The sequence below is a fragment of the Flavobacterium sp. ST-158 genome (assembly GCF_058309975.1).
In genome coordinates this window covers 1034751-1059951 of record NZ_JBZEEN010000001.1, presented here as the reverse complement: position 1 = coordinate 1059951, position 25201 = coordinate 1034751, and the positions used below count along the sequence as shown (strand labels likewise).

General features: G+C 35.4%; 15 protein-coding genes. 3 read left to right on the top strand and 12 right to left on the bottom strand.

The window, feature by feature from the left end:
• Positions 1-37: 37 nt before the first annotated feature.
• Entirely contained in the window at positions 38-475 is a 438-nt protein-coding gene (locus AC4FRF_RS04425; RefSeq protein WP_491158254.1) for a hypothetical protein, read from the top strand.
• Between the two features lie 97 nt (positions 476-572).
• Complete coding sequence (gene bioB / locus AC4FRF_RS04420; RefSeq protein WP_071184166.1) at positions 573-1658, top strand: biotin synthase BioB; 1086 nt, start codon at positions 573-575, stop codon at positions 1656-1658.
• 71 nt (positions 1659-1729) lie between these two features.
• Here bioB and AC4FRF_RS04415 read toward each other — a convergent pair whose 3' ends face one another.
• From AC4FRF_RS04415 to AC4FRF_RS04405, 3 genes are all read right to left on the bottom strand, one after another.
• Positions 1730-4861 carry a DUF8693 domain-containing protein gene (locus tag AC4FRF_RS04415; RefSeq protein ID WP_491158253.1) on the bottom strand — a complete coding sequence of 1044 codons (3132 nt, stop codon included), beginning with the start codon at positions 4859-4861 and terminating at the stop codon, positions 1730-1732.
• A 257-nt stretch (positions 4862-5118) separates the two neighbouring features.
• Positions 5119-9510 (bottom strand): DUF8693 domain-containing protein, encoded by a 4392-nt coding sequence (locus tag AC4FRF_RS04410; RefSeq protein ID WP_491158252.1) that lies wholly within the window; start codon positions 9508-9510, stop codon positions 5119-5121.
• A 300-nt stretch (positions 9511-9810) separates the two neighbouring features.
• On the bottom strand, positions 9811-12378 hold the full coding sequence (locus tag AC4FRF_RS04405) for a DUF8693 domain-containing protein (RefSeq protein ID WP_491158251.1): 2568 nt from the start codon (positions 12376-12378) through the stop codon (positions 9811-9813).
• A 235-nt stretch (positions 12379-12613) separates the two neighbouring features.
• On the opposite strand from AC4FRF_RS04405, the gene AC4FRF_RS04400 reads away from it, so the two are divergent.
• The gene (locus tag AC4FRF_RS04400; RefSeq protein ID WP_491158250.1) at positions 12614-13090 is read left to right on the top strand and encodes a regulatory protein RecX; all 477 of its coding nucleotides are present in this window, start codon (positions 12614-12616) and stop codon (positions 13088-13090) included.
• A gap of 144 nt (positions 13091-13234) precedes the next feature.
• Here AC4FRF_RS04400 and AC4FRF_RS04395 read toward each other — a convergent pair whose 3' ends face one another.
• From AC4FRF_RS04395 to glmS, 9 genes are all read right to left on the bottom strand, one after another.
• Positions 13235-14389 carry a beta-ketoacyl synthase N-terminal-like domain-containing protein gene (locus tag AC4FRF_RS04395; RefSeq protein WP_491158249.1) on the bottom strand — a complete coding sequence of 385 codons (1155 nt, stop codon included), beginning with the start codon at positions 14387-14389 and terminating at the stop codon, positions 13235-13237.
• Between the two features lie 50 nt (positions 14390-14439).
• Positions 14440-15711, bottom strand: a complete 1272-nt coding sequence (gene bioA, locus AC4FRF_RS04390) for an adenosylmethionine--8-amino-7-oxononanoate transaminase (protein ID WP_491158248.1) — start codon at positions 15709-15711, stop codon at positions 14440-14442.
• A 98-nt stretch (positions 15712-15809) separates the two neighbouring features.
• On the bottom strand, positions 15810-16427 hold the full coding sequence (bioD, locus tag AC4FRF_RS04385; protein WP_491158247.1) for a dethiobiotin synthase: 618 nt from the start codon (positions 16425-16427) through the stop codon (positions 15810-15812).
• Between the two features lie 34 nt (positions 16428-16461).
• Positions 16462-16869 carry a putative signal transducing protein gene (locus AC4FRF_RS04380; RefSeq protein WP_491158246.1) on the bottom strand — a complete coding sequence of 136 codons (408 nt, stop codon included), beginning with the start codon at positions 16867-16869 and terminating at the stop codon, positions 16462-16464.
• Positions 16870-16873: 4 nt separating this feature from the next.
• Positions 16874-18034, bottom strand: coding sequence for an aminotransferase class I/II-fold pyridoxal phosphate-dependent enzyme (locus AC4FRF_RS04375; RefSeq protein ID WP_491158245.1), 1161 nt, complete (start codon positions 18032-18034; stop codon positions 16874-16876).
• 63 nt (positions 18035-18097) lie between these two features.
• On the bottom strand, positions 18098-18379 hold the full coding sequence (locus tag AC4FRF_RS04370) for a F0F1 ATP synthase subunit delta/epsilon (RefSeq protein ID WP_408080678.1): 282 nt from the start codon (positions 18377-18379) through the stop codon (positions 18098-18100).
• Positions 18380-18462: 83 nt separating this feature from the next.
• Positions 18463-19974, bottom strand: a complete 1512-nt coding sequence (gene atpD, locus AC4FRF_RS04365) for a F0F1 ATP synthase subunit beta (RefSeq protein ID WP_491158244.1) — start codon at positions 19972-19974, stop codon at positions 18463-18465.
• A gap of 261 nt (positions 19975-20235) precedes the next feature.
• Entirely contained in the window at positions 20236-23100 is a 2865-nt protein-coding gene (locus tag AC4FRF_RS04360; protein WP_491158243.1) for a TonB-dependent receptor domain-containing protein, read from the bottom strand.
• A gap of 252 nt (positions 23101-23352) precedes the next feature.
• Positions 23353-25197 (bottom strand): glutamine--fructose-6-phosphate transaminase (isomerizing), encoded by a 1845-nt coding sequence (gene glmS / locus AC4FRF_RS04355; RefSeq protein ID WP_491158242.1) that lies wholly within the window; start codon positions 25195-25197, stop codon positions 23353-23355.
• Positions 25198-25201 lie beyond the last annotated feature (4 nt).

Here is a 25201-nt window from a genome sequence, read left to right as displayed (position 1 = left end):
TATTTAAGAATTAATTATTAATTTCAATACAACCAAAATGAAACCACCTAAAGAAATTACCAATGGATTTATCATATTCATTGCAATTGGCATTTACTTTTTATTAATGGAAGCATTAGATCTGGCTGCTTTATTTTATTTGCGTTTTCTCAATGTGCTTTTTGTTTTTTACGGAGTAAACAAAACTATCCAAATGAACCTTAAGGAAGGTAAAAAAAAGTTTGTTACAAATGCTGTTTCTGCTTTATTCACATCGGTAGTTGGTGTTGTTTTAAGCATTATAGCATTAGTTATTTACAGCTATTTACAAGGAGGAGATGCATTTGTACAATCCTTATCTGAAACCTTTCTATTTGGAGGAAATCCTTCTATAGATGCCTATTCCATTTCATTGTTGTTTGAAGGACTTGCTTCCTCAGTAATTGTCACCCTCTTACTTATGTTATATTGGAACAATCAATTTTCAACTGATTAAGCTATTCTTCTTCTATTCAATCCATTCCTTTTTAAGACTATTGTATTGCCATTTTGAACAATTTGACTACTTTTGAGCCATCAAAAAACACGATACAATGAGTATTACAAAACACGATTGGACAAAAGAAGAAATTATAGCTATATATAACAAACCTATGATGGATTTGCTTTTTGAAGCAGCTTCTATTCATAGAGAGCATCATGACCCAAATGTGGTTCAAGTCTCTACTTTATTATCTATAAAAACAGGTGGATGTCCAGAAGATTGTGGATACTGTCCACAAGCAGCACGCTATCATACTGGTGTTGAAGGAAATGATTTAATGTCGGTTAACCAAGTAAAAGCACAAGCCTTACGCGCTAAAGAATCCGGTTCTTCACGTGTGTGTATGGGAGCAGCTTGGAGAAATGTAAAAGACGGACCAGAATTTGACCAAGTACTGGAAATGGTTCGTACTATTAACAAACTAGACATGGAAGTTTGTTGTACACTTGGTATGATTACTGAAAACCAAGCACAACGTTTAGCCGAAGCTGGACTTTATGCCTACAACCACAACCTTGATACATCTGAAGAATATTATAAAGAAGTTATCTCTACCAGAGGCTTTGAAGATCGTTTAGAAACTATCGAAAATGTTCGTAAAACCAATGTTACTGTTTGTAGTGGCGGAATTATTGGAATGGGAGAAAGTATCGAAGACCGCGCTGGAATGCTTGTTGCTCTTTCTACGTTAAACCCACAACCAGAATCAGTTCCTATTAACGCGCTTGTAGCTGTTGAAGGAACTCCAATGGAAGAAGAAAAACCAGTTGAAATCTGGGAAATGATTCGTATGGTAGCTACTACACGTATTGTAATGCCAGAAACTCAGGTACGCCTTTCAGCAGGAAGAACCAATATGAGTCGCGAAGGTCAAGCAATGTGTTTCTTTGCTGGTGCCAATTCTATTTTTGCTGGAGACAAACTTTTAACAACTCCAAATCCAGACGTAAACGAAGACATGAAAATGTTTGAAATGTTAGGTTTAAATCCGCAAAAACCATTTACAAAGGTTTCTCAACCAAAAACGGTTGAAGCTGCCGATTCTCAATTTGCTCCATTGGGCGAAAAACCAAAATGGTCACGTCCTGGACACACCATTGAACGTAATGTGGAAGCTTCAATTAAAGGAAAATAAAAACACAAATTATAGCATAAAAAAATCCATTAGATACATTTCTAATGGATTTTTTTATTAGCAAAATATTATTAATAAATTATCTTTTTTACTGCTTTTTTACCGTTTTCTAACTGAACTTTTACCAATAAAGGCACATGACTAACAGCCAAATCACTAATGGTTGTGGTTACAGCATTAACAGTATGTTTAGTCTTAATTAAATCACCTGAAAAATTATAAATTAAAACACTATCAATTATACTGTTGGCTGTATTAATAGTTATTACTTTGTTATTTGTAGAAACTAATACCGTTTCTACTGACACATCCGATGCATCATCAACATCCTCAACAACAACAGATTTATCATGGTAATGCAAAACAAAACGATCATTGAAAATTCCTTTTTCGGTAGTAAATAAATATGGTTCTTTTAAATCGTGATAAACCTGCAAAACTTTATCTTCTAAGAAGACTTTTTGCGAAGCTAAACTACCATCAGCATGATCAATGCTAATTTTAAAATCACCCGCTATAGTTGATTTATACCCCAAAGCTACAGTATCATTTTGCTGAAAAGGCAAAGCACGGCCTTGAATTGTTAAATTTAAATCCTGATTGACACTATAAAAATCTATATATTGATTGCCATCATAACTTATACCATCAAAACGCCCTTCGTAATCATTAGTTGCACCAGTAATATAACCAATTAAAGTTTGTTTAAAAGCCCCTTGTGCATTTGTCAAATTTAACCACAATCTATTCTTCTCGATTTTCACAGTTGATTTATCCGATTTTCCTAATTTAAAAAACTGCGAATTATCTCTTACCTCACCATAATCACCAGCATCATCCATTACTTCTCCATCCAAAAGTCGCATACTATTATTGAAAACTATAGTTCCTCCTTCGTCACTTGTTGGCGCAAAAAAACCTTGAGCCGCAGCAATATTTCCAGTAGGAATATCAAAATTATTATTGTCATTTGGATCATTCTCATCCTCATCTTCAACAGCAGCAGCATGAGTTGCTACACCTCCTGTAAGATTATAAGTTGCATAATCATTAGTAGTATAATTATAAATAGCATCTCCGTCAACATTGATACTAGGAGGCGAATTATGCGCCCAGAAATACAATGTTCCTTCTAATTTGCTATCATTTTCATTTAAAAATGCATCTGCACTTAAAGCCGATGGATAAGGATTCCCCAAAAGACAAACTGATGCTCCCGGTAATTCCTTAGAAACTTCTCCATTATTAGGTTCTCCTTCAAACTGAGGACTATAATCAATCGCAGCTGTGGTAGTACTAAAAGTTTGTGGCGCTCTAATTATATAGCCTTCTCCAGGTATCATTTCTTTATTTCCATTGTAATGAATTACCCATCCCAAACTGGGATCATAACTATAATATTTATCTCCTAAAGTATTTGGAGATAAATTTTTTAAAGTTTGCCCCACTACTGGTGAAGACCAATACGTATAATCATATCGTTTCACATAATTGGTGTACCGTTTATATATAATATCTCCTGAGTTTACACTTTCATCGTTTATTTGAACCAAACTGGCATTATTTTCAAAAGTCAATGAACCATTTGAATCAACTTCCAATTCGTTTCTTATTTTTAAATATCGTCCCGTTTTAAAAATCACATGAGCCCCTGAATTTACTTGACAGGAACAGGCTTCAACATTATCATTCTCATCATAACTTGTTTCAAAAACAACTTTGTTTTCAATAGTAGGAACCACATCCCATGCACCATTCCAGGTTCTCGTAGGAGGTGGATCATTAATAACAACCGTAAAAGGAACAGAAACTGTTTGAGAACTACAATCTCCATTAGAAACAACAAAATTCTGTGTTCCTGGAGCTAATCCTGAAATGGTAGCTGTAGAGCCTGTCCCGGTATATCCCCCGGGACTAATAGTCCAAGAACCGCTAGGCAAATCACTCAGTTCCACACTTCCTGTTGGCTCCGCACATGTAGGATGTGTTATTGTTCCTTGAACAGGAACAGTAGGGCGGTCAAAAACAATTGAAGCATTCACTGCTGTAGAACAATCAACAGAGCTAAGGTGGGTTATAGTAACTGTAGTTACACCTACAGTACGTAAATCCTGAACTTCAATAGCTCCTGTTCCAGCTGTTTCAACAACCATCGTAGCTGGAGGTGGAGGCACAACCCCTCCATCAATGGTATAAGTTACCGCATAAGTCCCTATTGGTAATCCTTCAGGGGTAGAATGCAATGTAATAGTAGAGCTTTGTTCGCAATCGGTATCAGCAGTAAGGTTCGAAATACTATAGGTAGGACAAGTATAAGTTACTTTTATTAATCCATCTCCACCATTTCCACCATTACTAGCTTTTTGATTACCCGGAGCTAATATATCTAAAAGACCATTTACAATACCTACTCCAACAGCTCCACCTCCACCCCCTCCTGGCATACTACCAGCAGCACCAGGTCTATCTGGAGACAATAATGCCTGGGTTAAAGTTTGAGAATGACCAGAACCTCCGGCTCCACCTGTTTCAGATCCAGTTCCACCAGAACCTCCAGCTTGAGATGCTAAACTACCATTTCCATTTCCACCTGTACCACTTGGACCTGAATCAGCTCCCCCACCACCACCGCCACTAATATTAGTTTCTACTTGAAGAGGTATAACACTAGCCGCTACAACAAAAGCACTAGCACCATTTCCTCCATTAAAATCACCGCCTAAACCGCCTAAACCACCAGAACCTGCTCTAACCAATAGAGTCCCTCCTTGCCCACCTTGTCCTCCATTAGCACTAACAGTTGAAAAAATAGAGGTCCCTCCTACTGAACCGTCAATATTAGTATCTCCCCCTCCAGCTCCGCCTTGGCCAACAGTATAATCAATTTTAGCATTATTTTTGTCTGGTGCTATATAAAGATTATCATTTTTCTTATAAGCTCCGCCACCGCCGCCACCGCCTGCTGCTCCAAGACTAAGAAGTTCTAATAATTTATTAGAACCACCACCTCCACCGCCGGCACCCCAGGCCTGAACGGACAAACTGGTGACACCGGCAGGAATTTCAAGCGTACCGGAACTTGTTAAAGTGTTTGTAGTTTGACTATAAGAAGAATTTGAAAATAAAAAACAAATTACCAATAAAAAACAGCTGGTTTTTAGCGATTTTACCGATACAAGACAAGTAAAGTAATTTTTATTCATAGCCCTACATTAAAAAATTATATCGTCCGCCCGATACCAAATGTATCAGGTAAACACAATTTTTTAGGGGGTCTAAAAATCTTACGTAAAATTATTAAAAAAAACGTTTAAACGAACGTTTTTACCGACAAAAAACATAATTTAACAATAAACTAAACCTAAATCAGTAAAACAGCTAACTCCCAAGACTTTAAAAACTAAAAAAAATCCCGATTACTCAAAAAGCAATCGGGATTGTTTATAAATCAATTTTTAAACTAATAAACTATTTTTCTACTTAGTTCAGTTCCATCAGAAAGCAAAATAGTAACGACCAATACTTGATGACTTGAAGTCAATTGAGGAACAACATAAACATTAGCCTCTATTTTATCTTTTAGATATATTAATTTTCCTGAAGCATCATAGATATTAATCTTATCTAATAATGCTGTTTGAGCATTTATAGTAATTGCACCATTTAAAACAGAAACCAAAACCTCATTATCAACAAATACTTCCGGTGTTTCTGGCTCAATCACTTCTTCTACTGCATTTTTATCTACATAACGTAACACAAAACGATTATTGAACACTCCTTTTTCAGTACTAAAAGTATAAGGTTCTTTTTTAAGATCGTGTAAAACTTGTAAATCTTTATCTTCTAAAAAGATATTCTGAGTAGCTAAGGCTCCATCTGTATGGTCAATACTAATTTGAAATTCTCCTTTAATAGTTGATTTATATCCTAAAGTAACACTGTCTTTTTTTACAAAAGGTAATGCTCGCGCTTGTATCGTTAAATTTACATCATTATTGATACTATAAAAATCAATATATGCATTACCATCATAAGATTCTCCATCAAAACCATTATCATAATTATTGGTTGCTCCTGTAATGTAACCAATCAAAGTCTGCTTAAAAGCACCCTGAGTATTGGTTAAATTCAACCAAACACGATTTTTCTCTCTTGTTGTAGTAGCAGTAGTACTTTCTTTAGCAGTAGTACTCAATTTAAAAAACTGCGAATTATTAGTTCCAGAAACCCCTCCTTCAACTCGCATACTGTTATTAAACAATAACGTTCCTCCTCCTGTAGATGGTGCAAAGAAGGCTTGTCCAGCAGCAATTTTACCTGTTGGAACAGCTCCTTCTGTAGCAGCAGCTTCAGCAGTAGAAACACGAGTCCCTACTCCACCTGTTCTATTATAAGTTGCATAATCATTAGTAGTATAATTATAAATAGCATCTCCGGCTACCGCATTACTTGGCGGCGAATTATGCGTCCAGAAGTAAAGTGTTCCCTCTAATACTGTTGAATTTGCATCCAAAAACGCATCTGCATCAATAGCCGATGGATAAGGATTCCCTAAAAGATAAGCTTTATCTCCTGTTATTGACATATTAATTACACCATTATTAGGTACCCCAATAAACGTAGGGTTAGTATCAATTGAAGCTACAGTAGTACTAAATGTTTGTGGCGCTCTGATAATATAACCATTACCTGCAACCATATTAGCTGCTCCATTGTACTCAATTTTCCAACCCGTATTTGGGTTATAACTATAATATTTATCTCCTAAAGTATTAGGCGACAAAGCCTTTAAAGTTTGCGGTGCAACCGGCGAAGACCAATAGGTAAAATCATAGCGTTTTACCGGAGCAGTATGACGTTTATAATTAATATTTCCTGTATTTTCAGCATCATCATTAATTTGAACCAAACTCGCATCATTTTCAAAAGTTAAAGAAGCTGTATTTGCAACATCAACTCCATTTTCAATTTTTAAAGTACGACCTGATTTTATGGTAACAGCTACTGAACCTGTAACCTGACAAGAACAACCTACTAAATCAACATCATTAGCATTTGTATAATCTGAAGCAAAAACTAATCTTTGATTAATAGTTGGTGTTCCATTACTCCAAGATCCAGATGACCATGTATTATTTTCTGGAGTCGCAATAATAACACTTACTGTAGCTGAAGTACAACTTCCATTATCAACTGCAAAATAGTAATTACCAGGTAAAAGATCTGTTATTATATTAGTTCCTCCAGCTGTAATAGCATAACTAGCATTATGATCTCCTGTTTGAATAATTGTCCCAGAATCTGGCAAACCACTTAATGGCACACTTCCTGTTGGTACTTTACAAGTTGGATTTGTCGGTGTACCCGCCGTAGGAATAGCAATAGAAGCCACATTTATTGTCGCTACTGTAGAATTTACAGTAGAACACGAACCATTTTGAACCACAGCTCTATATGATGTTGTAGCATTCAAATTAGTAGCCATCAATGTTAAACCAGTATTACTAATTATTGTCCCAGCTGTTGCAAAATTATCTAACGAAGATTCCCATCTTATAACATTACCCGTTTGGCCAGACAAAGTTAAAACAGTACTATTAGTACCTGAACAAACTGTTGTGCTGCCTGTTACTGACCCTCCAACAGATCCAATAACAAATGAAACCACATTAGAACTTGCAGTTGTACCACAACTATTGTAAGCTCTAATTCTGTAATAATAAGTTATCCCTGAAGAAAGTCCACTTGCATAAAAACTGCTTGTTTGATAACCTACATTATATCCATTATAACCCGAAACAAAACTTGAAAAACTATTATTTGTAGAAATATCTAAATAATATCCTGTAGCATTAGCAACCTGATTCCAATCTAGTTGTAAACCATTTGAACAATTAGAATTTGAAGTTCCTATTACTACTGGCGCGGAAGACGGCACTGGAGAAGTTGTGTAATTCATTGTACCAGAACTAACACTTGTACTACAACCTGACGCTCTCACTCTGTAATAATAAGTTGTAGCAGGATTGAGCCCTGTTATTACATAACTCAAAACATTACCAACACTCAAATTATTATAACCAGAAACTATGTTAGTAAAACCTGAATCTGTTGCTACATCTAATATATAATTAGTAGCATTAGATGAATATCCCCATTGTGCCGTAAAACCATTACAAGTTGGACTATATGGACTAGCTGTACCAGGAACAGAAACTGTTGAAGTAGTTATACTCATTGTGCCTGAACTCGCACTTGTACTACAACCTGACGCTCTCACTCTGTAATAATAAGTTGTAGCAGGATTGAGCCCTGTTATTACATAACTCAAAACATTACCAACACTCAAATTATTATAACCAGAAACTATATTAGTAAAACCTGAATCTGTTGCTACATCTAATATATAATTAGTAGCATTAGATGAGTACCCCCATTGTGCCGTAAAACCATTACAAGTTGGACTATATGGGCTAGCTGTACCAGGAACAGAAACTGTTGAAGTAGTTATACTCATTGTGCCTGAACTTGCACTAGTCCCACACCCAGAATAAGATCTTACTCTGTAATAATAAGTAGCGGCTGGATTAAGCCCAGATACTGTATAACTTGTAACATTATTTACATCTAAATTATTATACCCAGAAACAATACTCGTGAAACCACTGTCTGTTGCAACATCTAAATAATATTTTGTTGCATTAGCAGTCCATGCCCAAGCAGCTGTAAACCCACTGCAAGTTGCGCCATAAGGACTTGATGTTCCAGGTGTCGAAGGAGTAGCTGAAACCGAAACAGTCACATCTAATCTTGAAGAACTCTCACATCCAGATACCGTTTGAGACGCATAATAATGAGTTCCATTAGTCAAAACTGTAGTTGATGCTAAAGCAGAACCACCGCTTGAAGCAGCGTACCATTTTACATCTGACCCTATAACAGACAAGTTTGCAATAGTAGCTCCTGAACAAAATGACTGTGAAGCTGTCCCTGTAGGAGCCGCTGTATTGGTAACCGTTGCGATTACAGTTTTTCTTGGCAATGTATTTCCGCTATAGCTAAGCTCAACATAATAAGTAGATGTAGTACTTAAAGTTGGAGTATAAGTATCTGTGCCTGAAGTACTAGTTCTAAAAGCTGTCCCGCCTGTCGAAGTAGTATACCATTTAATAGTCGAACCCGAAGTTGGAAAAGCAGTTGCTGTAAAAGAAAATGTATTAGTTCCACAAGAAGAATCAGATTCAGGGGTCACATTTAAAACATAATAACCGCCATTATTCATTATGTCTGAAAAAGTAGTTCCCCCACCTGAGCAATAAGCAATTACTGTTGAACCTATATAAATTTCCTGATTATGACTACAATCCCCTTTAAGACCATCATCGCTCACTGAAATAGGTGTATTAGCAGGTAATTTGAAGTTAACTTTTTGATCAAAATAAATATTAGCAACAGGACTCAAGCCTGCTGTCACAGTAAGTGTCCCTACGTTGATATTATAATTAATACCCCCAGAAGCATTAGTCCCATCTAAATATAAAGTACCACTAACAGTAAGTGAACTCATAGTTTGAGTTGTAATACCGCTATTACCTATAGTAATTGTGTGACCAGCCTGAATTAAAACGGCACCAGTACCAGTATACTGTCCTGGATATCCTTGCGGTGAAGTTCCTGATGGAGTTACCCAAGAAGTCCCATTGTAATATTGCCAACTTGAAAGAGTTGTCCAGTTTCCAGTTCCTGCAGAGCGATAATCTCCCGTTGTTTGAGAAAATGCAGTAATTGCAAAAAATAAAACTACAAAAAGGGTTAAAAAAAATCTATTTAAAGTAAAATTCAGTTTCATATTTTTCTGATTTGGGGCGGGCAAGCCTTTAATTCTTAAATCCTTAATTATGAAACAAGATTAAACCTATTTTATTTCCTGTAAAACTAAAAACGTTGATGTACCTGTTTTTTCGTTGAAGTGCATTTTCTACCCACAACTCCTTTATACATAGAGCATTCAAAGAAAAAACACCTTTAAAAAACGTTACTTTTAAAGGTGTTTTTAATCTTAAAAAACTGCCGTTCATCGGTGATTTTGAAACAAAAAAATCCCGATTACTTTTGCAATTGGGAAGATAAATTTAAAAAACAGATTGCCTTAGTAAACAATCTTTGTTACAAAGCTTTTTTTATTTGCCAAAACCACATTTACAAACAAGACCTGATGCGCCAACGCCAAATGTTGGATGATAAAATTATTGGCCGCTATATCAGCTTTTTGATAGAGTAGTTTTTTTGAAACATCATACAAACTAACTTTAGAAATAAATACTTTCGAAGAACTCAATTTTATTTTATGATCAAATACCGAAACTAAAACAGCTTTGTCGGTTAATGTTTTTATTATCTTTTCACCAAACTCATTTTTAGGGACATAATACAACACAAACCGATCCTCAAAAGTCCCTTTTTCAGTAGTAAATGTATAAGGTTCTTTTTTCAAATCGTGCTGTAAACACAGGACTTTATCTTCAAGAAAAACTTGCTGATTATCTAGCATCCCATCTGTATGATCGATGCTAATTTGAAAATCTCCCTTTATAGCCGACTTGTAACCTAAAATCACGCTATCCTGCTCTACAAAAGGCAAAGACCTTCCTTGTATAACTAAATTCATTCCTTTATTTATGCTGTAAAAATCAACAAACTGATTTCCATCAAAAGTTTTTCCATCAAACCCATTATCAAAATCATTTGTTGCCCCTACAAGATACCCTATCAAAGTCTGTTTAAAAGCCCCCTGCATATTGGTTAAATTTAACCAAATCCGATTTTTCTCTGCCGCAGCTGTTGAATTTCCCTTTGAGCTAGGATTCTTTTTAAAAAACTGTGAATTATTCATCTCAGAAAGTCCACCAGAAACTCGCATAGTGTTATTAAAAATCAAAGAACCTCCAGTAGCACTTGCCGGTGCAAAAAAGCCCTGACCAGCTGCAATTTTACCCAATGGAGCAGATTCTCCGGAAACTGCAGAAATACTAGTACTCACTCCGCCTGTCCTATTATAAGTTGCATAATCATCTGAAGTATAATTATAAATCTCATCACCCGAAATAGTATTTTTTGGAGGCGTATTATGTGTCCAAAAATACAATGTCCCTTCTAACACAGCTGTATTAGTATCTAAAAAAGCATTTGCATCAATCGCCGATGGATAAGGATTTCCCAATAAACAAGCCTGATTAGCAGGCAATATCAATGTAACTGTTCCATTATTAGGAATTCCTTCAAAAGCGCAATCATAATCAATTTCAGCATCAGTAATACTAAAAGTTTGTGGCGCCCTAATACTATATCCTTTTCCGGCTTCCATAGTTGTCAGCCCTTGATATGAAATTTTCCAACCATTATCATAACTATAATATTTATCATAAAGTGTATTGGGTGACAAATCATTCATTATTTGTCCTGCAACCGGCGAAGACCAATAGGTAAAATCATAGCGTCTTACTGGAGCGGTATAGCGTTTGTATTTAATATTTCCCGAATTAGCTTCCGTATCATTAATCTGTAATAATGAGGCATTATTTTCGAATACTAAAGCGCCACTCAAAACACTAACGGAATGATCAACTTTTAAAGTATGCTCGCTATTGATGTGCACCTCTGCATTATTTATTAGCCGACAGGAACAAGCTTCAATATCAGCTACCGAATTAAAATCTGATGCAAAAACAGCAGCTCTACTACTATCCGGATCACCATTTAACCAATTAGCCCCATCCCACTCAGAGGCAGGTCCTGCATCAATAAGCTCGCAAATAACAGTAGGAGAAACACATCCTGCACTATTTTTTATAATTACATTATAAAAACCCGCTTCTAAACCTGATTTTTTATTTTCGGACTGAAAAATCAAACCATTATCAAAACTATAGGAATCAGTAATACTTTGAACTTTTACACTAATAGTTCCAGTACTTACAATACAACCAGGCTGTATAATTGTTGTTTCCGGACTAGTTAATAAGGGTAAAAAAGTAATTTTACGATTTCTGCTGGTACTGGTTACATTGCAATCAGCACCCGAAGATGTAAAAGTAATGTAAACACGGTATTCACCACTTTCAGCCGGTGTTCCTCCTGTAATATTTAATGTTGCCGTTGTGGCTCCTGAATAAACTCCTCCATCACTAATTTCATTCCAAACCCCAGATTCAACGGATTTTTTCCATCGATAAGAAACTACATTAGCAGGATAAGAAGTTGTAACGCTGTATGAATAATTAGTACCAAAACACTGAGTAACATTGGTCGCTCCGCTAACATTGGTTATTTCATTTACAGTAAGCGTAGCTATATTAGAAGTCACACTAGAACTCACATCAGAAACCACAACCTGAAACTGAGTCCCATTTGGAAACTTAGCACTGCCCACATTTGAAACTTTAATTTCATTCGTTGAAGTTCCTTCTATGGTATTGAGTTCATCCGTAATAGTTACAAAATCAGCATCTGTGGGTTTTTTACGCTGCCAGCTATACGTTAATCCCGAACCGGAAGCAATTACTTTAAAACGAACCGAATTTCCTTCGCATTCTAACTGACTCAAAGGTTGAGTTGTAATAATGGGGTCTAAATCTAATTTTGTATTACTAATGCATTTAGCATTTCCATTTGGAGTAAATAACAAAAATATAACGAGTTGAAGTAAAAATAGCCTCATAAAATTCGATGTATAAAATGAAACAATTCTGTGTTTTCTAAAAAAATCATTTAAAAATACAAATGCAAAATTATTCTCACAATACCCAGATTTAGTGATTTTAACACATTCTAAAACAAAACATTACAATAAAAACCAAAGAACAGAATTATTTGTTCACTATTTATAAAAAACAAGCTAAAAAAGTTAATGCATTAGAAAAAAACAATTTTAAAATGGTATTTTTGATTTTGAAATGAAAGACATTTATACTATAAAACAAGTAATCCAAAAACTAGAGCATTATTGTGCCTACCAAGACCGTTGCCACGAAGAAGTAGTACAAAAATTGCGAAACATGAAAATGGATTCGGAAGAAATTGACCAGATTATAACCCATCTTATCAGTGAAAATTTTCTAAACGAAGAACGCTTTGCCTGTAGTTTTGCCAGAGGAAAACACCGCATCAAACATTGGGGAAAAATCAGAATTACCAATGAATTAAAATTCAGGAATATCAATCAAACCTTAATCAATATCGCTTTAAAAGAAATTAGCCCAGAAGAATATTTTGAAACTTTTGAAACTTTAGCAAACAGAAATTGGGAATCCATTCGCGAAACCAATTCGCTAAAAAAAAGAAAGAAGTTTTGTGATTATATGCTCCGACGAGGATTTGAGAGCAACCTAGTTTATGAAAAAGTTCGAGATTTGGAAAACAGCAATCATTGATCAGTATTCAGTAGTCCTAAAAATTTTAAAAGAAACTTTTTTTAACCATAAGGCTTGAGAATATTTACGTTAAGAAACACCACAAATAATCCTTGAGTCTGTAAAAAAACTGTGGACTTAGTGCCTTCTTTGTGAGCTTAGCGGTTAAACACTCAACAATACGCTCACTGCATTTCCACCAAAACCTACTGCATTTACCAATACTTTTTTAATGGGTTTAATTTGTTGTTGCGCTTTCGCAAATGGGACTCCAATGAATTGATTGTGTTGCATCATTAGAATAGCCAACTCCACACTCAACATTCCCGAAGCACCGAAAGTATGTCCGATTTTCCACTTGTTTGTAGTTAACAAAGGGAGATTTTCTCCAAAGATTTTCTGAATGGCTTTATACTCGGTCAAATCACCTGCTTTTGTTCCCGGAGCATGCATCACAATGGCATCAACATCTTCTAAATTAGTATTAACCAAAGCCATTTTCATTGACTTTTGGAAACAAGTGGCTTCTGCCGAAATGGAAATATTATGTTCTAAAATCTCCGTAGCATAACCTATTCCTTCAATAAAGGCCAAAGCACTTTCCTTTTTCCCTATTTCGAGACAACAAACTGCAGCACCTTCACCCAAAATCATCGAATTCAATTTTTTTTCTAAATTTAATGCTTGATTTGGGTATTCATCTTCACTATGAGAATAGATTTTCAAAGCTCGCATTTGAGCAATCGTAAAATCAGTTAAAGGCGCCTCACTTCCACCTATCAGAAATTTATCGACCATACCAGCACGCAACCAGGCAACCCCATTTAAAAGCGCATGTAAGGCCGTCGAACAGGTAATAGAATGGGAGATTTCAGGTCCTGTACATTGCAAATCGTGTCCTACCCAGGAAGAAATATTTCCTAATGTTGTTGTTGGCGAAGCCAATGTTTGGCATTTTCCGTTATCTAAATATTCTTTGTAATGTTTTTCAAACAATTCCGTCGCACCACGTGAAGAACCAATATTAATTCCAAAAAGGGAATCCGAATTCCATCCTGCATCAGCAACTGCTTGTCGGGAAGCCACCATAGCATACAAAACCGATTTATCCAAGGATTTGTATTTGATATCAGATTCTTGCAATTCAGCTACCATTTGTTCCGAAAAAGCATCCAAAGGAGCTACCCAAGTTTCCTGATTATCCAAATGCCTTTTTGAAAAAAAAGGCGCATCAGAAAGATAATTTTTCCAAATGGTTTTGGAGTCATTTCCTAATGGAGAAATGGATGCTAGGGCTGTTATAGAGATTGTTTGTGACAAAATATTTAATTTTCTGCAAATGTCGTAAAGTTTTTAAAAACATCAGCTACTTAAACCATATCAATAGCTTTTTCCACCACTTCATACACTTTTTGCAAGTGAGTATCACTGATAAGATAAGGTGGTAAAATGTAGACAATATTCCCTACAGGACGCAGAATAATTCCGTTTTCGATAAAGAAATTATACAATTTAGTTCGCATAGTTCCATAATAGGATTCCTCTCCTTCTTTCTTTATTTCCAGTGCAAAAATAGTCCCTAAAACTCGAGTAGTAGTCACTTTTGGATGCTTTTCAATATGCTTCTGAAAAGTCAAATGATTGGTATTTACTCGAACCAAATTCGCTTGCATTTCTGGAGTTTGCAACAATTCAAAACTAGCTAATGCCGCCGCACAACCTGTAGGATTCGCTGTAAAAGTATGTCCGTGAAATAAAGCTTTGTTGATATCATCATCATAAAAAGCATCAAATATTTCCTGAGTAAAAGAGGTAATCGCCATCGGAATCGTTCCGCCAGTCAAGGCTTTAGACAAGCACATCATATCCGGTTTTTGCTGTGCATAATCCATGGCAAAGGTTTTTCCGGTTTTTCCAAAACCCGTCATCACTTCATCGGCAATGGTTAAAACATTATTTTCCTTGCAGATTTTAATTAACTCATCCAAGGCTTCCGCTTCATACATCACCATTCCTGCTGCTCCCTGTACCAAAGGTTCGAAAATAAATGCCGCACAATTATAATCCTGAATCACTTTTCGCAAAGCATCAAAACTCGTTTGTTCTTCTCCTGTAATCGGAACCGGAATTCGCACCACATCAATAAACATTCCCTGAAAAGCCTGGGTATAAAACGAAATACCACTTGCTGCCATTGCCGCAAAAGTATCGCCATGAAAAGCATCTTCCAATGCAATTATAGTCGTTCTTTTTTCGCCTTTATTATAAAAGAACTGCAAAGCCACTTTTATGGCTACTTCTACCGAAGTAGAACCATTATCCGAAAAGAATATTTTTTGCTGATTTTTTGGCAATAGTTTCATCAGTTGCTCGGCAACCTGAATAGCGGGTTCATGGGTAAAACCGCCAAAAAGCACATGCTCTAAAGTGGTTAATTGCTTATAAATTCTATCGGCTATAAATCGATTCGAATGTCCATAAGGATTCACCCACCAGGAAGCAATTGCATCAATGTATTCTTTTCCATTTTCGTCCCAAAGCAAAGCGCCTTCACCTTTGGTTATAGCAATCGGAGTTTGAGCTGTTTTATGTTGGGTATAAGGATGCCAAAGGTATTGGCTGTCTTTTTCAGTTAAAGTCATTTGTTTTTTTAGATAAAAGAGTAAAGATACAAGAAGAAAGATTAATACTTGATTTCAAACAAAAGTTCTCTTTCTTCTTTTTTCTTGCTTCTTTCCTCTTATAAATTAATTAATTTTTCACGAAACAAATCGGCATATTCACGAATTACATTTTGATCAAAATACGGTTCTTGACTGATTCTTCCAATGCATGGAATTCCTGTTTTTTTCAAAATAATGGATTCAGTGGCTAGATTCTCTTCTCCATTGAAAACAATTCCAGCAATAGCAATTTTTCTGTTTTGCAAAGCCTCAATGGTTAGCAAAGTATGATTAATACTTCCTAAATAATGGCGGGAAACCACGATTACCTTGTAATCCAGCTGAATCAAATCGACAATTGTTTCATTATCATTCAATGGCACAAAAATTCCGCCCGCACCTTCTATTACTAGATGATTCTCAGTTGAAGGTTCTATAATATTAGATTTATCAATTGTAATTCCATCTATTTCTGCCGCCAAATGAGGACTCGCTGGCGTATTTAAAGCATAGCTGTTTGGATGAATTACCGTCCTAGTATTTGATAAATAGGCTTTTATTTTATGACTATCAGAGGTTTCTAAATCTCCTGCTTGAATGGGTTTCCAATAATCGGCTTCTAGTGCTTCGGTTATAATGGCTGAGGCGATGGTTTTACCTACGTCGGTACCGATTCCTGTTATAAATAATTTCATAGTTTATTGTTTTGCCGCAAAGGCACAAAGTCATTTAATTAAATTCAAATTTACATTTTTCACATTTGTATTTATGTTTTGAATAAAAAGGCAATAAACCTAAAAACATGGAGAAGACAAATGCAAAGAGCGATTTAAAATCTTTTATAGAAGTAACCAAGTCAATTTGTTCAGCCCCACAATTTGGACATTTCATCAACTGACTTGCATCATCTAATGAATACTCAGAAATTTGAGAAATGATTTCCATTGCTTTTAAATAATTATCTCTATTTACAAAAAGCTTAACTCCGCCAATTGCATTGCTATACAAAGGATTTGCATCCACAATATGATTATCGCGCATAAATACAACTATTCCCTCGGCTTCTAATTTGCCCTTTATAATTAGTGCTTCAGAAGTATATTGATACCTTCCAATTAACTCAAAATGTTCTCCCATATTTTTAAAAAATAAAAGTACTCAACAAAGATAACACTTCCGTAATTTCCGCTTTAGTATTATACGAATGCAAACAAAAACGCAAACGTTCCTGACCTTCAGGAACTGTTGGTGAAAGTATTGGTTTTACATCAAATCCTCTTTCCTGAAGTTGTCTCGCAATCGCTTTTACTTTTTCATTTCCCGGAATTATTGCGCATTGAATAGCCGATTTACTATGCACAAAAAGCGGTTTTAATCCCAATAAATTCTTTTGCTGATTAAAATGAATGATGTTTTCTCTCAACAAATAAATGTTGCTTTTTTCGGTTTCCAAATGCTTATAACCGACCAAAATTGTAGCTACTGAATGTGGAGAAAGCCCCGTGGTATAAATAAAACTTCGGGCAAAATTGACCAAATACTGTTTTAATTCCTCGCTACCCAAAACAGCAGCACCATGACAGCCTAAACCTTTTCCAAAAGTCATAATTCGCGCGAAAACTTTGTCTCGTGCTTCAAATTCCTGAACCAAACCACTACCCTTTTCCCCAAAAACCCCCAAAGCATGTGCTTCGTCAACTACAAGATAACAGCCGTGCTTTTCAGAAACAACAATCAGCTCTTCCATATTAGGGCAATCGCCATCCATTGAAAAAACAGTTTCTGTAACAATGTAAATGGTTGCCGGTTGCTGGTTGCTGGTTGTTGGTTTGAATTTTAAAATTAATCTTTCTAAATCTTCAAAATCGTTATGTTTAAACTTATAGGATTTTGCATTTGAAAGTTGGATTCCGTCTCTGATGGAAGCATGACACAATTCGTCATAAAGTATCAAATCGCCTTTTTGCGGCACGGAACTAAAAAAACCAACATTGGCATCATAACCCGAATTAAAAATCAATGCCGACGCTCCCTGATAAAACTGAGCAATATAATTTTCTGCTTCTTGATATAAGACATGATTTCCTGATATTAATCGGGAACCAGTCGCTCCATTTTGAATAAAATTATTTTCCATCAAATATTGATGACTTGCCTTAAAAATCGACTCTGATTTAGAAAAACCAATATAATCATTGGAAGTAAAATCAACCAAATTATTGTACTCTGGCAATTGACGCAAAGCGTTATTTTGGGTTCTTACCTCTAGTTTTGCTATGAGATTTTTGGGTAAACTTTTCATAAATCAAAAATAAAAAAAAACGCCAAGCAAAAGCTTGACGTTTTTATATTAATGCAAATTGTCTTAGTCGGCTAAAACAATTACTTTATTGTCTTTCATTTCAATAGTCCCTGACTCAATAGCTAATGTATAAGTATGGTCATTTACTTTAGAGAACTTACTTGCTACCTCTTTAGAAAACTTGAAACTTGGCGCATCAATTTTCACAAGACCTTTTCCTAAAATAGAAACGATTGGTGCGTGATTGTTCAATATTTGGAAGCTTCCATTAACTCCAGGTAAAGTTACCGAAGTAACTTCTGCTGAAAATAATTTTGCTTCTGGTGATACTATTTCTAAAATCATGTCTTTTTTTAGTTAATAGTTGATGGTTGATGGTTGATGGTTGCTTTCTAACAACTGACAACTGACAACTAACAACCAAATTATTACGCTTCAGCTAACATTTTTTCTCCAGCTTCGATAGCTTCTTCAATAGTTCCTTTAAGGTTGAATGCTGATTCTGGTAAGTGATCTAATTCACCATCAATAATCATATTAAATCCTTTGATAGTATCTTTAATATCAACTAATACACCTGGAATACCTGTAAATTGCTCAGCAACGTGGAACGGTTGAGACAAGAAACGTTGTACACGACGTGCTCTAGATACCGCTAATTTATCTTCTTCAGATAACTCTTCCATACCTAAGATCGCGATGATATCTTGTAATTGTTTGTATTTTTGAAGAATCTCTTTTACTCTTTGTGCACAGTCATAGTGCTCGTTTCCTAAGATATGTGGAGTCAAGATACGAGAAGTAGAATCCAATGGATCTACCGCTGGATAAATACCTAACTCAGCAATTTTACGAGACAATACTGTTGTAGCATCTAAGTGAGCAAACGTTGTAGCTGGCGCAGGGTCAGTTAAGTCATCCGCAGGTACGTAAACCGCTTGTACAGATGTAATAGATCCTTTGTTTGTAGATGTAATACGCTCTTGCATAGCACCCATTTCAGTTGCTAATGTTGGTTGGTAACCTACCGCAGATGGCATACGCCCTAATAACGCTGACACCTCAGAACCTGCTTGTGTAAAACGGAAGATATTATCAACGAAGAATAATACGTCTTTACCTTGGTCAGAACCAGCTCCATCACGGAAATACTCAGCGATAGATAATCCAGAAAGTGCAACACGAGCACGTGCTCCTGGCGGCTCATTCATTTGTCCGAAAACGAAAGTAGCTTTAGACTCTCTCATTCCTGGTAAATCTACTTTAGACAAATCCCATCCTCCATTTTCCATAGAGTGCATGAATTCCTCACCGTATTTTATAATTCCTGACTCTAACATCTCACGAAGCAAGTCATTTCCTTCACGTGTTCTTTCACCTACTCCTGCGAATACAGAAAGTCCACCGTGACCTTTTGCGATATTGTTAATCAACTCCTGAATCAATACTGTTTTACCAACTCCGGCACCACCAAACAATCCAATTTTACCTCCTTTTGCATAAGGCTCAATCAAATCGATTACTTTGATACCTGTGAATAAAACTTCAGAAGATGTAGATAAATCTTCAAATTTTGGCGCTTGACGGTGAATTGACATTCCGTTCTCACCTGTTTTAGGCAATTCTGGTAAACCATCAATAGCATCTCCAACAACGTTAAATAAACGTCCGTAAACATCTGCTCCAATCGGCATTTGAATAGGACTTCCTGTTCCTACTACTTCATAACCTCTGCTCAAACCATCTGTTGAATCCATAGAAATGGTACGAACTGTATTTTCTCCAATGTGAGATTGCACTTCAAGGATTAATTTAGTACCATCTTTTTTAGTGATTTCTAATGAATCATAAATTTTTGGAAGTTCAACATCCTTACCGTTGAAAACAACGTCAACTACTGGGCCAATGATTTGGGCAACTTTTCCTATTACTTTAGACATTACTTATGTATTTATTAAACAGCTATTTAGGTTTACAAAACTTACCTTGTCAAAATTCAATGATTTAGGTGTTTTTTCAGAGCGCAAAGATAATTTTTTAAAATAAAAAATCAACAATTTTATTTAAAAAACATAAAAAAATAAAACATGAGGCAAAAACAGCATGAAAACCACCTTAAAAAAAGACAAATTCGCTAAAAAACAACAATTCATTTCTCTTCAAAACAACTATTTTTTTTACGATAATTTTTAAAACTATCACTATGGATTAATTGTCCAAGATGCAAAATACTGCTGCCCAATTAATCCTGCTCCTAAAACTTGCATGTATTCTTTTCCTCCAATATTAGAAGCTCCTATTTTTAATGTAGATTTAAGAGAAGGAATGCTATAATTAATTTGAGCATCGACCACAGTAGCTGATTTTACCATACCATCCACCATAGAAGATTCCCATTTATAATCGGTATTCCATCTTCCGCTAATATTAAATCCGAAATTTTTAAACAACTTCTCATTCCCTATTGAGGCTTTCACGCGATGCTTAGGTGTATTAAATCCTGCTTCAAAACTAGGATCCTTAGCTTGATCAAAACTAAATTCAGCGTAGTTATAATTGACACTCACCTCAAAATCTTGGTACACTTTTCTAGAAAGTCCCAATCCAAAACCAAAAGACTTGATTTCTACATCTGTATTCGTATACAATTGATATGCTCTATAATTATCATTTTGAAGTGCATGCAAAGTTTGAGCTCCTAAATCAGTTGGTCCAGCTAATGGATTTGGAGCATCCTGAGTGGTTCCATAATAAGGCGCCACTACATTCAAATTCCCTATAAAATCATTATAAATATTATAATACCCATTAACATCAATAGACATATTGCTCACATATGAACGATAACCCAATTCGAATGCTTTTACACGCTCAGGCTTTACATAATTCACATTTGTTTTTCGTAACAAAGCTGCAGCAGCAACCACATTTGTTGGAGCTAAAGCCGCAAATGCCTGAACTGAAGTAGCTGTATACGAATTGCCGTAAGCTTTTACACCATCCATAATTACTGTTGAACCTCCAGCCAAAAACTGCCCAGTAGCTGTATTAACTGGCAAGGTTTCCGAATATCTCGTTAAATTATCAGGTGCCGAACCTATTAAAACAGCATTACCAACATTAAATCCTATATATTGATCTTGAGTAGTAGGATTTCTAAATCCCGTTTGAAAAGATGCTCTAAAATTATGTCTTTTACTTTCTCCCCCTGCATACACGAAAGAAAGTCTTGGCGAATAACTTCCTTTAAAGTTTTGTGACTTATCATAACGAATAGACCCCGTAAACTTCAATCTTTCATCTACGAACTTTTTCATCAATTGAGTATAGGCTCCATATTCATTATAATGTATTGCCCCATTAGCATCTGTATAAATCCTACCATGGGAATTTAACTGATACTCTCTAAAAGAACCTCCTACTTGAATTTCTGCAAATTTGATCTGATCTTTAAAATTATAATTTGCATCCGAATGATATATCTTAGAATTATCAACTAGCCTAGATCCCGAAAGCACATCTGGCTCAGCAATAACACTATTAAAAGCCGATTTAAAAGCCGTTGTCCCTGGCATCAACCTACCCACATCTGCTTGTGATCTTGCATAAGCATGAGCTCCAGCCGAATTATTATACAAAGGGCTCGCAGGATTCCCATAAGACCCAGCATAATTAGCAGCATAAGTTGCAAACCATACGTCGTCTGATTTCCAAGCTCTATTTACATTTATTCCTGTAAAAAGCATATCATATGAATTACCCCCATCTTCAGAAGTAGTATAACCGCGTAGATAAAAGTTTTTCCCTTTAAACTCTAATTTATGTTGTTGCATGAAAAAATTATTCAAATAATACCGATTCGCTCCTTGATAAACTGCGTTTCCAAATCCGAATTTACTTAGCCAAATAATTTCAAAATTTTCATCACCGAATGGTCTAAAATGCAATGAAAAATCAATTTTTGTATTACTTGCTTTGTTATCAGTTAAATCCACCTCATTATACCCTGTTCTGGAAACATTTTCTTTAGGTAAAAATTCCGCAAAACTCTCCGGTAAAGAAGTTGCCGCCCAATTACCACTTGCAATCATTTTTTGTCCTACATTATATAAATTAGTACTTACTTCATCTCCATAGACATTAATCCCATCATAATTAGGATTTGTTCTATCTCTGCCTATTACTGTTTTATCATTATAATTGGTAGCATACCAATCTGTTCCATGCATGTACGTAAAGTTTACTTTGGCAGCAAAATGTTTATCAAAAGCATGCGCCATTCGAATACCATAATCCACAAAATCATTTGTTCCAGCTGCTTTTTGACTAGTTTGTCCATATTTGACATAAGCTGTAATCCCTTGATAAGTAAACGGACTTTTACTATTCATAAACAAAATACCATTAAAAGCATTTGCTCCATATAAAGCTGATGAAGCTCCAGGTAATAATTCTACACTTTGCACATCGATTTCAGAAATACCCACCATATTTCCTAAAACAAAGTTTAACAATGGAGAGGAATTATCCATTCCATCCACTAATTGCATAAAACGAGTATTTGCAACAGTAGCAAAACCACGTGTATTAATAGATTTAAAGGACAAACTACTGGTATTCATTTGTACTTCTTTCAAATTTTCTAAACCATCATAAAAACTTGGAGAAGCTGTTTTTTTTACATCAGCAATTCCCATCCGTTCAATAGTTACTGGTGATTCAAAAACCCTCTCGGGTGTTCTGGAAGCCGACACCACAATTTCATCAAGTACATTATGCTCTTCTTTAAGAACAACACTGACTACTTGTTTTTTAGAAGTGATTGTTATTTTTTTAGATTCGAAACCGACACTGCTGATTTCGATTTCATAAGGAAGCTCTAAAGAAGCATCCAAAAGAAACTTACCATCACTATCCGTTATCGTTCCTACCGAATCACCAATTACTTTGACATTAGCACCAATAATTGGCTGGTTATTACTTTCAACTACTATTCCTTGAATAGTATGCTGTGCATGAAACACAGTACAAAAAAGCAAAGAAAAAAGAATTAAATAGGTTCTCATATGATTCAGTTTTTACAATTTACACACTCAAAAAAACCATTAACTTTCACATCAGCCTTTTCATGAACAGAACAGCATAAAATCTTCAATCATTTCCAATTATTTAAATTTAAGCAAAAAAAATTATAGTTTAACAAAAATAAAGTCAGAAAATTCTATTTATCGACAAACTGCATCTTAGAGAACAATTTGCACAAACAAAAAAAGCAAGACGATTGTCTTGCTTTTTTACATAATAAAGAAATAAGTATATTATTCTACCGTAACTGATTTTGCCAAATTACGTGGTTGATCCACATTACAATCCCTGTAAACAGCAATATAATAAGACAACAACTGCAATGGTATAGTTGTAACCAACGGCGATAATGCATCTGAAGTTTCAGGAATTTCTATAACATAATCTGCCAATTCTCTCACCTGAGTATCTCCTTTAGTCACCACAGCAATAATTTTACCACTTCTGGATTTAATTTCCTGAATGTTACTCACAATCTTATCATAATGACCTTGTTTAGGTGCAATTACAATAACTGGCATTTGCTCATCAATCAATGCAATCGGACCGTGTTTCATTTCGGCAGCCGGATAACCTTCAGCATGAATATAAGAGATCTCTTTTAATTTTAAAGCTCCTTCTAAAGCTACCGGAAAATTATAACCACGACCTAGATACAAACAGTTTGACGCATCTTTAAATGCAGCCGCAATTTCTTTTGCTCTATCATTCGTTTCTAAAGCCTCTTTTACTTTCTCTGGAATCAATTCCAATTCTAACAAATATCTGTGAAAATCAGAATGAGACAAAGTTCCTTTTGCTTTAGCCAAACGCAATGCCAACATAGTCAACACTGTAATTTGAGTTGTAAAAGCTTTTGTAGAAGCTACCCCAATTTCTGGACCAGCATGTGTGTAAGCTCCTGCATGAGATTCTCTGGAAATGGAAGAACCCACCACATTACAAACTCCAAAAACAAAAGCGCCTTGTTCTTTAGCCAACTTAATAGCAGCCATAGTATCGGCAGTTTCACCCGATTGAGAAATAGCAATAACTACATCACGACTATTGATAATAGGATTTCTATATCTAAACTCAGATGCATACTCTACTTCTACCGAAATACGAGCAAACTCCTCAATAATATATTCTGCCACCAAACCTGCGTGCCAAGAAGTTCCACACGCTACAATAATAATTCTATCAGCATTTAAGAATTTCTCCAAATGATCTTCAACACCTGACATTTGAATAATCCCTTTATCAGCGAGTAATCTTCCTCTATAAGTATCCTTGATAACACTTGGTTGTTCGTAGATTTCTTTCAACATAAAATGATCGAAACCTCCTTTTTCAATTTGCTCCAAATTCATTTGAAGTTCTTGAATATAAGGATCAACTAAACTATCGTCTTTGATTTTTCTAATTTTGATAGGCTTTTTCAAACTAATATTAGCCATCTCTCCATCTTCAAGATAAACCGCATTTGAAGTATATTCAATAAAAGGCGAAGCATCTGAAGCGATGAAATATTCTCCTTCACCAACCCCAATAGCCAACGGACTTCCTAAACGTGCCGCTACTATTTCATTTGGATTTTTAGTATCAAAAACCGCAATAGCATAAGCACCTACTACTTGATTCAATGCTAACTGAACCGCTTTTCCTAATTTTAACTTTTCTTTTTTCTGAACTTCTTCAATCAAATTCACCAATACTTCAGTATCAGTATCAGAATGAAAAATATAGCCACGTTTTATTAACTCCTCTTTTAAAGGTGCATAATTTTCAATAATTCCGTTATGAACAATCGCCAATTCACCTGAATTAGAAAGATGCGGATGCGAATTTACATCATTTGGCACACCATGAGTAGCCCATCTAGTATGACCAATTCCAATAGTTCCAGTAGTACTCATTTCTTTCGCAACAAGTTCCTCAAGAGCTACTACCTTTCCTTTTGTTTTACAAACTTTAATTGCATCATCATAGACCATTACACCAGCACTATCATAACCTCGATACTCCAGTCTTTTCAAACCTTTAATAACAATAGGATAGGCTTCTCTATGCCCTATATAACCAACTATTCCACACATATAA

Bases quoted from the DNA above. Each gene is read 5' to 3' on its own strand.
- AC4FRF_RS04405 (WP_491158251.1), bottom strand. From the start codon at position 12,378: ATGAGGCTATTTTTACTTCAACTCGTTATATTTTTGTTATTTACTCCA.
- AC4FRF_RS04375 (WP_491158245.1), bottom strand. From the start codon at position 18,034: ATGAAAAGTTTACCCAAAAATCTCATAGCAAAACTAGAGGTAAGAACC.
- bioD (WP_491158247.1), bottom strand. From the start codon at position 16,427: ATGAAATTATTTATAACAGGAATCGGTACCGACGTAGGTAAAACCATC.
- AC4FRF_RS04425 (WP_491158254.1), top strand. From the start codon at position 38: ATGAAACCACCTAAAGAAATTACCAATGGATTTATCATATTCATTGCA.
- bioA (WP_491158248.1), bottom strand. From the start codon at position 15,711: ATGACTTTAACTGAAAAAGACAGCCAATACCTTTGGCATCCTTATACC.
- AC4FRF_RS04380 (WP_491158246.1), bottom strand. From the start codon at position 16,869: ATGGGAGAACATTTTGAGTTAATTGGAAGGTATCAATATACTTCTGAA.
- AC4FRF_RS04410 (WP_491158252.1), bottom strand. From the start codon at position 9,510: ATGAAACTGAATTTTACTTTAAATAGATTTTTTTTAACCCTTTTTGTA.
- atpD (WP_491158244.1), bottom strand. From the start codon at position 19,974: ATGTCTAAAGTAATAGGAAAAGTTGCCCAAATCATTGGCCCAGTAGTT.
- AC4FRF_RS04400 (WP_491158250.1), top strand. From the start codon at position 12,614: ATGAAAGACATTTATACTATAAAACAAGTAATCCAAAAACTAGAGCAT.
- AC4FRF_RS04370 (WP_408080678.1), bottom strand. From the start codon at position 18,379: ATGATTTTAGAAATAGTATCACCAGAAGCAAAATTATTTTCAGCAGAA.
- bioB (WP_071184166.1), top strand. From the start codon at position 573: ATGAGTATTACAAAACACGATTGGACAAAAGAAGAAATTATAGCTATA.
- AC4FRF_RS04360 (WP_491158243.1), bottom strand. From the start codon at position 23,100: ATGAGAACCTATTTAATTCTTTTTTCTTTGCTTTTTTGTACTGTGTTT.
- AC4FRF_RS04415 (WP_491158253.1), bottom strand. From the start codon at position 4,861: ATGAATAAAAATTACTTTACTTGTCTTGTATCGGTAAAATCGCTAAAA.
- glmS (WP_491158242.1), bottom strand. From the start codon at position 25,197: ATGTGTGGAATAGTTGGTTATATAGGGCATAGAGAAGCCTATCCTATT.